This window comes from Thauera linaloolentis 47Lol = DSM 12138, assembly GCF_000310205.1.
In the GTDB taxonomy this organism is placed as follows: domain Bacteria; phylum Pseudomonadota; class Gammaproteobacteria; order Burkholderiales; family Rhodocyclaceae; genus Thauera; species Thauera linaloolentis.
Map to the genome: position 1 here is coordinate 1 of NZ_AMXE01000094.1, position 12,967 is coordinate 12,967.

Genomic DNA, 12,967 nt, shown 5'->3' on the forward strand with positions numbered 1-12,967 from the left:
TCGCCGCCGCGGCCGGCGCGCTGGTGCTGGCGGCGGCGATGTGGCGCGGCGGCGCATGGCGGCCGCTGCTGGGCCGCCTGCTGGCGGTCAATGGCTTCGTGGCAATGCTGTGGCTGACCCTGCCCTGGCAGTTCGGCGCCGACGGCATCGCGGCTTCCGCCGCCGGCCGCGAGCTCGCACTGCAGATCTCGCTGCGCACCAACGCGATCGCGCTGTGCTGCCTGGGCCTGCTCTCCGGCCTGGACGCCTTCGCCATCGGCCGCGCCGCCGCCGGGCTCGGCCTGCCACCCAAGATGGCCCGCCTGCTGACGCTGACGGTGCGCTACTTCGATCTGCTCGCCGCCAGCCGGCAGCGCATCGAGCGCGCGATGCAGGCGCGCGGCTTCCGTCCGGGCATGAACCGCCGCACGCTGCGGGTCCATGCGCAACTGGTGGCGCTGCTGCTGGTGCATGCGATGCTGCGCGCCGAGCGCGTCGGCCTCGCGCTGCGCGCACGCGGCTTCCGCGCATGAGCACGTTCCACGGCCCGGCCTGCGGGGCGCTGGTCCAAGCGCGCGGCCTGACCGTGGCGCGGCGCGGGCGGACCGTGCTCGACGGCCTCGACCTCGACCTGCATGCCGGCGAGCGCCTGTTCGTGCGCGGTGCCTGCGGCGCCGGCAAGACGACGCTGCTGCACGCGCTGCTCGGCTTCGTCCCGGCCGCCGCCGGCAGCATCCGCCTGCTGGGCCGTAGCTGCCGCTGCGAACGCGACTTCGCCCCCTTGCGCGGGCCGCTGGGGATGCTGTTCCAGGACAGCGGCGACCAGTTGTTCGGCCCGACGGTGATCGAGGACGTGGCCTTCGGCCCGCTCAACCAGGGCCTGGACGCGGATGCGGCCTCCGCGCGTGCCTTCGATGCGCTGCGGCGCATCGGCATCGCCGGACTGGCGGCGCGGCCGGTGCACGAACTGTCCGGCGGCCAGCAGCGCCTGGCCGCGCTGGCGGGCGTGCTGGCGATGCGGCCGCGGGTGCTGCTGCTGGACGAGCCCACCGCCGCGCTCGACGCCGCCAGCGCCGCCCGCATCACCGCCATCCTGGCCGGCAGCGGGCTGCCGATGATCGTCGCCTCGCACGACGAGGCGCTGGCCGCGGCGCTGGCGACGCGCAGCATCGACCTTTCCGCACCCGATCAGCACCCCGCCCGCCGGCACGTGCGCGGCGACATCAGTTTTCCCGTATAAGCGCTATCAAGCGCGGCATGGCGGCCGGCCGGCGACGCCCACTACACTTCGCACGGCACGACAATCGGCCACCCACGGCCTTGCCCCCGGCGCTGCCGCGCCATGGCATGCCCGGGGCACACCACACCTACCGGGAGACTCGCATGAGCTACGAAATCCGTTCGATCCTCTACGCCTCCGACCTGACGCCGCGCTCGCCCGCGGTGTTCCGCCACGCCGTCGGCCTGGCGATGAAGTTCAACGCCAGGCTGCATGCCGTCACCGTGACGCTGCCCTCGTCGAGCCTGCCTTACGAGGAATTCATCAGCGAAGAGAAGATGGACGAGATCAAACTGGCCGGGCACAAGAAGGCCGAGGCGCTGCTGCGCCACCGCATCGACGTGTTCGCCGAGGGCAACCCGGACCTCGACGTCAAGAGCGTGCTGGCCAGCGTGCGCGCGCTCGAAGGCGACGCCTCGCGCCGCATCCTGGACGTGGCCAAGCACGTGCTGGCGGACATGATCGTGATGGGTTCGCGCGGCCACAGCACGATCGGCGAGCTGCTGCTGGGCTCGGTCGCCCACAAGGTGACGATGAAGGCCGACGTGCCGGTGATCCTGGTGCCGATCGACCGCTGAACCGCGCTTGCGCGGCTCGGCGCCCCGGGCCAGGCTCGCATAGCAACACCCGCGCCCCCGCACCCGCGAGCCCCCTCCCCGTAGGAAAGTACAGAAAGTACGGAGAGCTTTGCTGCCGTCTACGCGGACGGCAGCGCGATGCGCCGGCCGCAGTCGGACAGCAGGCGGCGCAGCCAGCGGTGGCCGGTGGAATGGTGGTTGCGCTCATGCCACAGCTGGTAGAAGCGCATCGGCGGAAAGGCGATCGGCGACGGCACGATCGCCAGGTTCAGCAGCGTGGCGTAGAACTGGGCGAAGTGCCGCGTGGTGGTGAATACCAGGTCGGTGTTCTGCAGCAGGTAGGGCGCGGCGGTGAAGGACTGCACCACCACGCGCTCGTCGCGGTTGATGCGCATCGACGCCAGCACGCTGTCGATGACACCACGCTGGCTGATGGAGTAGGGCATCGGCACGACGTGCGCGGCGCGCATGTAGTCCTCGGCCGTCATGCCCTTGCGTGCCAGCGGATGGGTGGCCGCCACCAGGCACACGATCTCGTCCTCCAGCAGCATCGACAGGTGCATGCGATGCGGCGGCTCGGGCCAGTTGCCGATGACCACGTCGAGGTCGCCCTCGGCCAGCGAGCGCTCGAAATCGAAGTTCGGCCCCAGCGCGTGCAACGTCAACCGCGCCTGCGGCGCCTCGCGGCGGAAGCGCTCGGACACGCCGGCGATGAACATCGGCGCCAGGTAGTCGGGTGAGCCGATGCGGAACTCGTGGCGCGTGCTGTGCGGCTCGAAGGATTCCGGCGCGTCGACCATGCGGTCGATCTCGGCCAGCGCGCCCTTGGCGTGCGACATCAGCGCCAGCGCGCGTTCGGTGGGCACCATGCCGCCCTTTTCGCGCACCAGCAGGGGGTCGCCCAGGATGTCGCGCAGGCGCTTCAGCGCTGCGCTGACGGCGGGCTGCGACTGGTTCATGCGCAAGGCGGTGCGCGACACGCTGCGCTCGGTGATCAGCAGCACGAAGATGCGCAGCAGGTAGGTGTCGAGCGGGTCGTCGCCGCGTCTCAGGCTCATGGTGTGTCTCCTCGTCTATTTATAAGCAAGAGGATATATCACTTATAAGAACATATGCGTTTTGTTAACAATGCCCGGGCTTACACTGCGCCTCACATCCTCCCCTCCCCGGACAGAAACCAGGAGCAACGCCATGGGACGCCTCACCACCCACGTACTCGATACCGCCAGCGGCAAGCCCGGCACCGGCATCACCGTCACCGTCCACCGCCTCGACGGCGGACGCCGCGAGGTGGCGCGCGCCGTCACCAACCACGACGGCCGCTGCGACCAGCCGCTGCTCGAAGGCGCCGCGCTCGAGGCCGGCAAGTACGAGATCGTGTTCGGCGCCGGCGACTACTTCCGCGCCCAGGGCCTGGACCTGCCCGAGCCGCCGTTCGTCGACGAGGTCGCGCTGCGCTTCGGCGTCGCCGAACCCGGCCAGCACTACCACGTGCCGCTGCTGGTGTCGCCGTGGAGCTACTCCACCTATCGCGGCAGCTGAGCCGCCCCGCGTCCGGCCGCCCCCGCCCCACACCCATCCGATAAAGAAAAGAGATCATGGAAGCCTACCTGCTCGACTGGGCCAACCTGCTGGTCCGCTGGCTGCACCTGATCGCAGGCATCGCCTGGATCGGTGCCTCCTTCTACTTCGTCATGCTCGACACCTCGCTCAAAGCGCCGAAGAACCCGGAAGACGCCAAGCGCGGCGTGTTCGGCGAACTGTGGGCGGTGCATGGCGGCGGCTTCTACCACAGCCAAAAATACCTCACCGGCCCCAAGCACGAACCGCTCAGCCACGACCTGCACTGGTCGAAGTGGGAGGCCTACACCACCTGGCTGTCCGGCATGGGCATGATGGCCATCGTGTATTGGATCGGCGCGTCGAGCTACCTGATCGACAGCCAGGTGATGGCGCTGTCGCCCGCCGCCGCCATCGGCATCTCGATCGCCTTCCTGGTCGCCGGCTGGGTGTTCTACGACGTCCTGTGCCGCAACATGGTCGGCAGGGACGGCCTGCTGGTGGCGATCGTGTTCGTGTTCGTGATGGCCGCCAACTACCTGCTGCACCAGGTGTTCTCGGCCCGCGGCGCCTACATCCACGTCGGCGCCATGATCGGCACGATGATGGCGGCCAACGTCTTCTTCCACATCATTCCCGGCCAGAAGAGGATGGTCGAGCAGATCCGCCGCGGCGAGCCGGTGGACGCCAAGCCCGGCATCGTCGGCAAGCAGCGCTCGGTGCACAACACCTACTTCACGCTGCCGGTGCTGTTCATCATGATCAGCAACCACTACCCGATGACCTACGCCAACCCCAACGGCTGGCTGGTCCTCGGCGTGCTGATGGTGGCCGGGGTGCTGATTCGCCAGTTCTTCGTGCTGCGCCATCGCGGTCAGGTGAAATGGTGGCTGCCGGCGGCCGGCGCCGCGCTGATCCTGCTGCTGATGGTGCTGATGGCGCCCAGGCAGGTCGATGCGAGCGGCGACAAGGTGAGCTTCGCCACCGTCCGCCAGGTGATGGACCAGCGCTGCGTGAGCTGTCACGCCGAGAAGCCGAGCTACGAAGGCTTCGTCCAGGCCCCCAAGGGCGTGATGCTGGAAAACCCCGAGCAGATCGCCCAGCACGCCGCCAAGATCGCCGAAACCGTCGCCAGCGGCTACATGCCGCTCGGCAACCTGACCCACATCACCGCACAGGAACGCGAAACGATCGCCATCTGGCACGCCCAGGGCGCCTCGACCGCCAACTGACCACAGAACAGGGAAGAGACAGCATGAACACCCGCACCCTTTCCACGGACGACACGTCCGCCGCGCTGGCCGAACTGTCGCGCCTGCCGCAGGCCGCCTTCGTCGACCGCCTGGAAGGCATCTTCGAGCATTCGCCGTGGATCGCCGAACGCGCCTGGAGCGCCGGCCCCTTCGACAGCATCGACGCGCTGCACGCGGCCATGTGCCTGGTGGTGGATACCGCCGCCCCGAGCGAGCAACTGGCCCTCATCTGCGCCCACCCGGAACTGGCCGGCAAGGAAGCCGAGGCCGGCACCCTGACCACCGCCTCCACCGGCGAACAGCGCGGCGCCGGGCTGGACCAGTGCAGCAAGGACGAACTGCAGCGCCTGCGCGGCCTGAACAAAGCCTATCGCGAACGCTTCGGCTTTCCCTTCGTGATCGCCGTCAAGGGCCTCACCCGCCACCAGATCATGGACCGCGTCGACGCCCGCCTGGCCAATGAGCGCGACACCGAATTCCGCGCCTGCCTGACGGAAATCGGCAAGATCGCCCGCTTCCGCCTGGATGCGCTGTTCGCCGCCCGGAATTGACCGCAGCCACGACGAGGACGAACGATGAACCCGCAACCCATGAACCCGCATACCGCCACGCCCTACCCTCGCGACCTGATCGGCTACGGCCGGAGGCCACCGCATGCGGCCTGGCCGGGCGGCGCCCGCATCGCGGTGCAGTTCGTGCTGAACTACGAGGAAGGGGGCGAGAACTGCGTGCTGCACGGCGACGCCGGCAGCGAGCAGTTCCTGTCCGAACTGTTCAACGCCGCCAGCTACCCGGGCCGCCACCTGTCGATGGAAGGCATCTACGAGTACGGCTCGCGCGTGGGCGTGTGGCGCTTCCTGCGCGAGTTCGAGCGCCGCGGCCTGCCGATGACGGTCTTCGGCGTGTCGATGGCGCTGCAGCGCCACCCCGAACTCACCGCCGCCTTCAAGGAACTGGGCCACGAGATCGCCTGCCACGGCTGGCGCTGGATCCACTACCAGGACGTGCCCGAGCAGATCGAGCGCGAGCACATGAAGATCGGCATGGAGATCATCGAGCGCCTGACCGGCGAGCGTGCGTTGGGCTGGTACACCGGGCGCGACTCGCCCAACACCCGGCGCCTGGTGGCCGACTACGGCGGCTTTCTGTACGACTCGGACTACTACGGCGACGACCTGCCGTTCTGGACCGAGGTGCAAAAGAGCGACGGTGAGACCGTGCCGCAGCTGGTCGTGCCCTACACGCTCGACACCAACGACATGCGCTTCGCGCTGCCGCAGGGTTTTTCGCACGGCGACGAGTTCTTCGAGTACCTGCGCGACGCCTTCGACGTGATGTATGCCGAGGGCGAGGAGCGCCCGGCGATGATGAGCATCGGCATGCACTGCCGCCTGCTCGGCCGCCCGGGGCGCTTCAAGGCGCTGCAGCGCTTTCTCGACCACATCGAGAAGCACGACCGCGTCTGGGTCTGCCGCCGCGCCGACATCGCCCGGCACTGGATCGAAAAACATCCCTACCGGCCAGGATGAGTTCCCCGCCAGGGCCGGCTGAACCCTTCCCCGGCCGGCCCGGTTTCTTACCACACTGAAAAAACAAAGGAGACTCCCACCATGTCCAGCCACACGCTTGATGTTCCCCCCGCCAAAGGGGGTACGGCATGAGCCACAGCGCCTCTCTTGCCGATGACGGCAACCGCGAGCTTGAACTGCCCGCGGGGGTTTCGCCCAGCCTTTACAACCAGGATCTCGCGCCCAGCAAGAAGCAGGGCCGCACCTGGAGCGCCTACAACATCTTCGCGCTTTGGACCAACGATGTGCACAGCCTGGGCAATTATTCCTTTGCCATCGGGCTGTTCGCGCTGGGCTTGGGGGCCTGGCAGATACTGGGCGCGCTGATGCTCGGCGCGGTCTTCCTGTTCATGCTGCTGAACCTGTCGGGCTACATGGGCCTGAAAACCGGCGTCCCCTTCCCGGTGATGAGCCGGATCAGCTTCGGTACCCGCGGCGCGCAGATCCCGGCGCTGATCCGGGGCGGCGTCGCCATCGTCTGGTTCGGCATCCAGACCTATCTGGCCTCGATGGTGCTGGACGTGCTGCTGATCGCGCTGCTGCCCGGCCTCGCGCCGCTGTCGCAGCAGATGGTGCTGGGCCTGTCGGTTCTGGGCTGGATCAGCTTCACCACCCTGTGGATCGTGCAGGTGATCATCGCCTGCTACGGAATGGAGAGCATCCGCAAATACGAGGCCTTTGCCGGCCCGGTCATCCTGTTCACCTTCCTCGCGCTGGCGGCCTGGGTGCTTTACAGCTCGGGGGGCAGGCTGCAATGGTCGGCGCCCAACCCGCTGACCGGCGGCGCCATGTGGGCGCAGATCCTGGGCGGCGCCTCGCTGTGGGTGGCGATCTACGGCACTTTCGTGCTGAATTTCTGCGACTTCACCCGTGGCGCCACCTCGCGTCGAGCGGTGGTCCTCGGCAACTTCTGGGGCATTCCCATCAGCATGCTGATCTTCGGCCTGATGGTGGTGGTCCTGACCGGCGGCCAGCTGATGATCGACGGCACACTGATCAAGAGCCCGACCGACGTGGTCCAGAAGATCCCGAACACGCCGCTGCTGGTCCTTGCCAGCCTGTCGCTGCTGATCCTGACCATCGCGGTGAACCTGATGGCGAATTTCGTCGCTCCTGCCTTCGCCCTGGCGAACATGCTGCCCCGACACCTGGATTTCCGCCGTGCCGCCGTGCTGAGCGCGGTCATCGGCTTCGTCATCCTGCCGTGGAATCTCTACAACTCGCCCGTCGTCATCGTCTATTTCCTGGGCGGGCTGGGCGCCTTCCTCGGCCCGCTGTTCGGGATCGTGATGGCCGACTACTGGCTGATCCGCAAGCAGCGCGTGGATGTGCCCGCGCTTTATACCGATGACCCGGCAGGCCCCTATCATTATGTCAACGGCTTCAATCCGCTGGCCATCAAGGCGCTGATCCCTTCGGCCGCGATCGCGCTGCTGATCGCCTTCCTGCCCGGCCTGCAGGCCTTGTCGCAGTTCTCGTGGTTCATCGCGGCGGGCCTCGGGGCATTGGCCTACTATCTGATCGCGCCCAAGGGACTGACCTATCGTGACCGCGACGGCGAAGCGATCGCCGTGGCCACCAAGCACTGACCGGAGAGACCGATGCGCATTCTGATCGTCAACGTGAACACCACGGTCTCGATGACCGAGGGCATTGCCGCGCAAGCCCGCAAGTTCGCCGCCCCTGGCACCGAAATCGTCGGCCTGACCCCGCGCTTCGGCGCCGAGTCGGTCGAGGGCAATTTCGAAAGCTACCTTTGCGCCGTCGGCGTCATGGACGCGGTGATGCGCTATGACCAGCCCTTCGACGCGGTGATCCAGGCCGGCTACGGCGAGCATGGGCGGGAGGGATTGCAGGAACTGCTCGACGTGCCGGTGGTGGACATTACCGAGGCCGCCGCCTCGACCGCGATGTTCCTGGGGCACAAGTATTCGGTCGTGACCACGCTGGACCGCACCGTGCCCCTGATCGAGGACAGGCTGAAGCTGGCCGGGCTGGATGCGCGCTGCGCCTCGGTCCGGGCCAGCGGCATGGCGGTACTGGAACTGGAGACCCAGCCCGGGCGCGCGGTGGAGAGCATCGTGGCCCAGGCCGAGGCCGCGGTGCGCGACGACCATGCCGAGGTCATCTGCCTCGGCTGCGGCGGCATGGTCGAGCTCGAGGCCACGGTGCGCGAGCGGACGGGCGTGCCGGTGGTCGATGGCGTGGCCGCCGCGGTGACCATCGCCGAATCGCTGGTCCGGCTGGGGCTGCGGACATCCAAGGTGCGCACCTATGCGCCGCCGCGCCCCAAGCGCATCACCGGCTTCCCGCTGTAAAGGGGGCGGGGCTTCGCATTGCCGGGGCGCATCACCAAGGCGGAATACAGGTATCGCGAAGCCTTGATGGGCGCCCCGGCCTGTGTTCAGGCCGGGCGCTGCGGGCCATGACGGGGTTAAGCAAACTTAACCCTCCCGAAGTGGAGTTGGAACTATTCTCAAGAAAGCATAACTCCACCTCCCTGGATCATGGCTCATCCATTGTCCCTTGCCGACCTGATGGTGCCGTTCGAGCGCCGCACCCTGCATCCCTGGATGAGCCGCAACGTGCGCCCGATCGCGGAGCCGGACCAGGTCTATCCCGCTCTGCTGCACACCACCGCGCCGCGCATGGCCTACCTGCACGTGCCGTTCTGCGCCAATCACTGCCTGTTCTGCGGTTTCTACCGCAACAAATCCAACGAAGAAGCGATGGCGGACTACACCGACAGGCTGATCGACGAGATCGCCCTGGACGGAGCCCGCGCCGGCATGCAGGGGGCACCGGTGGAGGCCGTGTTTTTCGGCGGCGGCACGCCGAGCGCGCTATCGGCGCGGGACCTGAACCGCATCCTCGAGGCCCTGCGCGAGCATCTGCCTCTGACGCCGGACTGCGAGATCACCATCGAGGGGCGCGTGGCCGGCTTCGATGACGAACGGGTGGATGCCTGCATCGAAGGCGGGGCCAACCGCTTCTCGATCGGCATCCAGACCTTCGATACCGCGCTGCGCCGGCGCATGGGCCGCAAGGCCTCGAAGGAAGAAGCGGTGGATTTTCTCGCCGGGCTGGTCGCTCGGCGGCGCGCCGTGATCGTGTGCGATCTGATCTACGGGCTGCCCGTGCAGAGCGACGAGATGTGGCGGCGCGACGTGGCGCTGTGCGAGGAAATCGGCCTGGATGGCGTCGATCTGTACTGTCTGGCCCTGCACGCGGGCAGCCCGCTGGCGCTGTCCATCGACAAGGGGGCCCTGCCGCAGGCCGCCGATCACGAGGCCGCCCAGCGCCGCTACCGCGAAGGAGGCGACATTCTCGACGCGGCGGGCTGGACCCGCATCAGCCAGGCGCACTGGCGCCGCTCGGAGTGTGAGCGCAACCGCTACAACAACGCCACCAAACGGGGCGCCGACTGCCTTGCCTTCGGTGCCGGCGCGGGCGGCATGCTGGCCGGCCATCGCTTCATGCAGGAAGGCAATGCCGAAACCTACCAGGCGCGCGTGGCCGCGGGCGAGAAGCCGCTCGGCGCCATGCTGGCGCCCGCGCCGCACCATCGCGCCTGCGGCTGGGTGATGGAGAGCCTGGAGGACGGCACGCTCGACCTGCAAGCTCTCGAGGGCGTGGTCGAAGCGGGTTTCGCCGCCGCGCTGGAACCCTTGTTCGCCCATTGGGCGGGGCAGGGGCTGGTCAGCCGCGAGCAGAGCAGTCTGTGCCTGACCGTCAGCGGCCGCTACTGGTACAACAACATCGCCGCACAGCTCTTCATGCTCATCGGCGCCTACATCGACGGCCCGCGGGCCGCCGCCGCGGTGCACCCCGACGGCCACGCCGCAGGTATGCCGCGCCCGCTCTCTTTTCCTTCAAAGCCACAAGGCCATCCTCATGAACAACGCAGCCACCACCCATGAAACCAGCCCGGCGCGCCTGGACGAGCTGCGCGCCCGCCTGAGCGCCGATGCCTCCGGCGTGCTCGAGATGTTTGCCCAGGAATACGCGGTCAGCATGAGGACGGTGATCGAATGCTTGCCCGAATCCTTCCGCGCCCTGGCGCCCGGCGAGCATGCCGAGGCGGTGCTGCTGGACATCGCCGGCTGGGGGCCGGTAACCGTGCTGGTGCACACCCCGGACGTGATCCTCGAATGCAAGGCGCCGCTGCCCGCGGGGCGCTTCGCCCACGGCTTCTACAATATCGGCGGCGGCAGCCCGGTGAGCGGCCATCTGCGCCTGGATCGCTGCAAGACGCTGGCTTTCGTGCGCCGCCCCTTCATGGGGGCGGACAGTTGTTCGGTGAATTTCCTCAACGCCGAGGGCGAGGCCATGTTCAAGGTCTTCGTCGGCCGCGACGAGCAGCGCGCATTGCTGGCCGACCAGGTCGAACGCTTCAGCGCGCTGTGGAAGCGCCTGGGCGAGGCGGCGATCGTGTGAGCGTGCTCGCGATGCCGCGATGGCCGCCAGCAGTTTCGCCGGCCTGGCAAAATCGTCGGGAATGGAGACACGGATGACCGTGCAGCGGCGACAGGAGAACAAGCCGGCCTGACCGGCCTGCGGTCGCTCTGCAGAAAAAGAGACGTTGACGGGAAGGCCCTCGGGAAAGCGTCAGATGATGGCCCGGAGCCAGTGCCACGAGCGTGCCACGCACCAACTGATGGAAGCCAGAAGGACACCTGGAACCCACCCGAACAAAAGGGCGGAGGCATTACGCGCGCCATCCCCTGCATGGATGGATGCTAGCTGCTCGGGTGTCAGCGCGATACGAGCATCCATGTGGTCGACGATGAGGCGGGTGCAGAGCAGCCAGCCCCAGACGGCCGCCACAGCCAATGCAAACCGGAGCGCAGTGGCGAAGGAGCTGTCAAACCGGTTGCGATGAGCGACGATCAGGTAAGGCAGCACCAGCGTTATCAGCAGCAGGATGTACTTGTACGGATGTGGCACGTATGGCGTTCCAAACTCACGTTCCGTAAGACTCGCTTTCACATTTATGCGTTCCAGGCTTCATTGACTTTGAAGTGGCTTGAATGGCGTGTCCGGGTTCCTCACGAGTCCACGCGTTGAAGCCAGGCTTCATATGGCACCCAGAAAAGCGTCAAGGGCCTTGGTGCCTGACGGCGAAAATAGCCAACCGAGTGCTCCGCAGTTGAACACGACAGTGATCCAAAAAGTCGTCTGGAATGACGCTTTGGCTGATTTGTGCCGAAGTAGCCGCTGCGCCGCCAGTGCGCCGGGCCAACCACCGAGAAGAGCGAGCACGTGCAATGTACTTTCCCGGGTTCGCCATTGATTTCGCAACGCAGCGGACTTGTCGAGTGCGTATGCGATAAAAGTAATGATGCTTGCAATGGTGTAAAGCGCGAGGACGGTGCTGGAGAGTCGGCCGCTGACGGCAGCGCCAGCCACAAAGATCAAGAAAAAAGCAGTGAATATGAGGGGGGATTTGCTGCGGCCCGGAGCCCGGGGGCGTGTGGGGTGCTCTCCAACAAACGCAACAGCCTTCGCTTGGGAGCGGCCCTTGTCGTCGACCGTGAGCTGGTAAGTGACGCGTTCATTTCCTTCTGGCCGGCGCAGGCGGCTGGAAAAGGCGTTGATGTGTACGAAGACTTGCTTCCCGTCGCCGTTGGGCGTGATGAAGCCAAAGCCTTTGTCATCCTTCCAAGTGGTAATTCGACCTTGATGGCGCATATTGATTCGCTGAGAGGGCTAATGGCCTAAGCGCCGGGCGTTCTTGTGCGAGTCCAGCACGCGAAGTGCCATGTATTCGGAATACTCATGCCGGAGTGATGTGCTTGGAATAACTGGCGCGGTCGATGTCGACCACCTCGACTGTCAATGAGCAGTTTATGAGCTTCAGCGTTTGAAGCTGAGCCAACACCGACCTTGAAAGCATCTGCTTCTGCTCGGGTGTTCTGCCCGACAGTATTTTCAAAGCCACATGCACGAAATCAGATCTGCTCGACCCTGTAGAATGGCGGTGGTAGGAAATTGCTCTTACCTTTATATCGCTGCCATCCGCTTCAAATAACTCTGACTCCAAAGCACCTGAAAATACCAGCGCCAGTATCGTTTCACCGTCCAATGATGCTGAGTGCTCAATTATGCAGTGCGGCATTTTATATTCCATGGTTATTTTTCGAGCCAGGCCGACGGCAACATCATAGTTTCGTGCCCGATGTTGGGATGGGGGAAATGACCATGCCGCTGCCCACCCTGTTTATCACGTCACCATGATCCGCACGACGCCTGTTCAACACCGCGCGTGACCAAGTCCGCATCCGGCGCTACAGCCAGCATACCGTTCAGTAGTATCCAGGGTGAATCGAAAGATACCTCGCCCGCTACGCCAGGCGCCATTTGGCCCCACGCCGAGGTTGTCTGCGCACCTGTGCATCCGCGGCGGATGAAAACAGTGCAGCCCCTTTGCGGGGCTGGAGGATGGGGCTGCGGGAGAGGGGCTGTTCAGCCGTTTCTTGAAGCGATGATTCCCTGCTGCGGGAGCGTGATTTCATCGCAGTTGTGCCCGGGTCCTGCGCGGTCGATGACGATGAATTCGGAGACGGCATCCAGGGCGAGGAGGGGATGGTGCCACACGCCGGGCGCGTAATTGACGCCCTGGTGGGGTTGGGCGAGGAAGACGCGCAGATCCTGTGCATCGGGGGTCGGGCCGGGAGGGGCGACGACGACCAGGTAAGGGTGCCCGGACATCGGAATGAAGGCCTGTGAAGCGAGCGGATGGCGCTCCAT

General features: G+C 66.3%; 16 protein-coding genes. 11 read left to right on the forward strand and 5 right to left on the reverse strand.

Annotated elements, in window-relative coordinates; translation table 11 throughout:
* From C666_RS16655 to C666_RS16665, 3 genes are all read left to right on the forward strand, one after another.
* The coding region (locus tag C666_RS16655) for an energy-coupling factor transporter transmembrane component T family protein (protein ID WP_004344061.1) at positions 1-512 on the forward strand (512 nt) is incomplete at its 5' end.
* Positions 509-1,219, forward strand: coding sequence for an energy-coupling factor ABC transporter ATP-binding protein (locus C666_RS16660; protein WP_004344063.1), 711 nt, complete (start codon positions 509-511; stop codon positions 1,217-1,219). The genes C666_RS16655 and C666_RS16660, both read left to right, overlap by 4 nt.
* A gap of 143 nt (positions 1,220-1,362) precedes the next feature.
* Positions 1,363-1,836: a universal stress protein gene (locus tag C666_RS16665; RefSeq protein WP_004344064.1), complete on the forward strand. Its 474-nt coding sequence runs from the start codon at positions 1,363-1,365 to the stop codon at positions 1,834-1,836.
* A 119-nt stretch (positions 1,837-1,955) separates the two neighbouring features.
* Here C666_RS16665 and C666_RS16670 read toward each other — a convergent pair whose 3' ends face one another.
* The gene (locus C666_RS16670; RefSeq protein WP_004344066.1) at positions 1,956-2,894 is read right to left on the reverse strand and encodes a LysR family transcriptional regulator; all 939 of its coding nucleotides are present in this window, start codon (positions 2,892-2,894) and stop codon (positions 1,956-1,958) included.
* Positions 2,895-3,027: 133 nt separating this feature from the next.
* Between C666_RS16670 and uraH the strand changes: the two genes are divergently transcribed.
* The 8 genes from uraH (at position 3,028) to hutX (ending at position 10,654) form a co-directional block, all read left to right on the forward strand.
* Positions 3,028-3,378, forward strand: a complete 351-nt coding sequence (gene uraH, locus C666_RS16675) for a hydroxyisourate hydrolase (RefSeq protein ID WP_004344068.1) — start codon at positions 3,028-3,030, stop codon at positions 3,376-3,378.
* Positions 3,379-3,434: 56 nt separating this feature from the next.
* A complete protein-coding gene (locus tag C666_RS16680; protein ID WP_004344070.1) occupies positions 3,435-4,628 on the forward strand; it encodes a urate hydroxylase PuuD in 1,194 nt (397 codons plus the stop codon).
* Positions 4,629-4,651: 23 nt separating this feature from the next.
* Positions 4,652-5,200, forward strand: a complete 549-nt coding sequence (uraD, locus tag C666_RS16685; RefSeq protein WP_004344072.1) for a 2-oxo-4-hydroxy-4-carboxy-5-ureidoimidazoline decarboxylase — start codon at positions 4,652-4,654, stop codon at positions 5,198-5,200.
* Between the two features lie 24 nt (positions 5,201-5,224).
* Positions 5,225-6,178, forward strand: a complete 954-nt coding sequence (puuE, locus tag C666_RS16690) for an allantoinase PuuE (protein ID WP_370701733.1) — start codon at positions 5,225-5,227, stop codon at positions 6,176-6,178.
* A 128-nt stretch (positions 6,179-6,306) separates the two neighbouring features.
* Complete coding sequence (locus tag C666_RS16695; protein WP_004344077.1) at positions 6,307-7,806, forward strand: NCS1 family nucleobase:cation symporter-1; 1,500 nt, start codon at positions 6,307-6,309, stop codon at positions 7,804-7,806.
* Positions 7,807-7,818: 12 nt separating this feature from the next.
* The gene (locus C666_RS16700; protein WP_004344080.1) at positions 7,819-8,535 is read left to right on the forward strand and encodes an aspartate/glutamate racemase family protein; all 717 of its coding nucleotides are present in this window, start codon (positions 7,819-7,821) and stop codon (positions 8,533-8,535) included.
* A 189-nt stretch (positions 8,536-8,724) separates the two neighbouring features.
* Positions 8,725-10,137: a heme anaerobic degradation radical SAM methyltransferase ChuW/HutW gene (gene hutW, locus C666_RS16705; protein ID WP_154666245.1), complete on the forward strand. Its 1,413-nt coding sequence runs from the start codon at positions 8,725-8,727 to the stop codon at positions 10,135-10,137.
* Positions 10,112-10,654: a heme utilization cystosolic carrier protein HutX gene (gene hutX, locus C666_RS16710; protein ID WP_004344085.1), complete on the forward strand. Its 543-nt coding sequence runs from the start codon at positions 10,112-10,114 to the stop codon at positions 10,652-10,654. Before hutW ends, hutX begins: the two co-directional genes overlap by 26 nt.
* Positions 10,655-10,825: 171 nt before the next feature.
* Here the strand turns inward: hutX and C666_RS16715 are convergent, their stop codons facing one another.
* From C666_RS16715 to C666_RS16720, 4 genes are all read right to left on the reverse strand, one after another.
* Positions 10,826-11,164 carry a hypothetical protein gene (locus C666_RS16715; RefSeq protein ID WP_004344087.1) on the reverse strand — a complete coding sequence of 113 codons (339 nt, stop codon included), beginning with the start codon at positions 11,162-11,164 and terminating at the stop codon, positions 10,826-10,828.
* A gap of 129 nt (positions 11,165-11,293) precedes the next feature.
* Positions 11,294-11,908, reverse strand: coding sequence for a DUF1294 domain-containing protein (locus C666_RS19950; RefSeq protein ID WP_004344088.1), 615 nt, complete (start codon positions 11,906-11,908; stop codon positions 11,294-11,296).
* An 85-nt stretch (positions 11,909-11,993) separates the two neighbouring features.
* Positions 11,994-12,347 carry a 5-carboxymethyl-2-hydroxymuconate Delta-isomerase gene (locus tag C666_RS19955; RefSeq protein WP_211206770.1) on the reverse strand — a complete coding sequence of 118 codons (354 nt, stop codon included), beginning with the start codon at positions 12,345-12,347 and terminating at the stop codon, positions 11,994-11,996.
* A 335-nt stretch (positions 12,348-12,682) separates the two neighbouring features.
* Positions 12,683-12,967: ureidoglycolate lyase (locus C666_RS16720; protein ID WP_004344093.1), on the reverse strand; the 285-nt coding region annotated here is incomplete at its 5' end.

Coding starts and splice junctions, on each gene's coding strand:
- puuE (WP_370701733.1), top strand. CDS start 5,225: ATGAACCCGCAACCCATGAACCCGCATACCGCCACGCCCTACCCTCGC.
- C666_RS16670 (WP_004344066.1), bottom strand. CDS start 2,894: ATGAGCCTGAGACGCGGCGACGACCCGCTCGACACCTACCTGCTGCGC.
- uraD (WP_004344072.1), top strand. CDS start 4,652: ATGAACACCCGCACCCTTTCCACGGACGACACGTCCGCCGCGCTGGCC.
- C666_RS16665 (WP_004344064.1), top strand. CDS start 1,363: ATGAGCTACGAAATCCGTTCGATCCTCTACGCCTCCGACCTGACGCCG.
- C666_RS16680 (WP_004344070.1), top strand. CDS start 3,435: ATGGAAGCCTACCTGCTCGACTGGGCCAACCTGCTGGTCCGCTGGCTG.
- C666_RS16695 (WP_004344077.1), top strand. CDS start 6,307: ATGAGCCACAGCGCCTCTCTTGCCGATGACGGCAACCGCGAGCTTGAA.
- C666_RS16660 (WP_004344063.1), top strand. CDS start 509: ATGAGCACGTTCCACGGCCCGGCCTGCGGGGCGCTGGTCCAAGCGCGC.
- uraH (WP_004344068.1), top strand. CDS start 3,028: ATGGGACGCCTCACCACCCACGTACTCGATACCGCCAGCGGCAAGCCC.
- C666_RS19955 (WP_211206770.1), bottom strand. CDS start 12,347: ATGGAATATAAAATGCCGCACTGCATAATTGAGCACTCAGCATCATTG.
- C666_RS19950 (WP_004344088.1), bottom strand. CDS start 11,908: ATGCGCCATCAAGGTCGAATTACCACTTGGAAGGATGACAAAGGCTTT.
- C666_RS16700 (WP_004344080.1), top strand. CDS start 7,819: ATGCGCATTCTGATCGTCAACGTGAACACCACGGTCTCGATGACCGAG.
- hutX (WP_004344085.1), top strand. CDS start 10,112: ATGAACAACGCAGCCACCACCCATGAAACCAGCCCGGCGCGCCTGGAC.
- hutW (WP_154666245.1), top strand. CDS start 8,725: ATGGCTCATCCATTGTCCCTTGCCGACCTGATGGTGCCGTTCGAGCGC.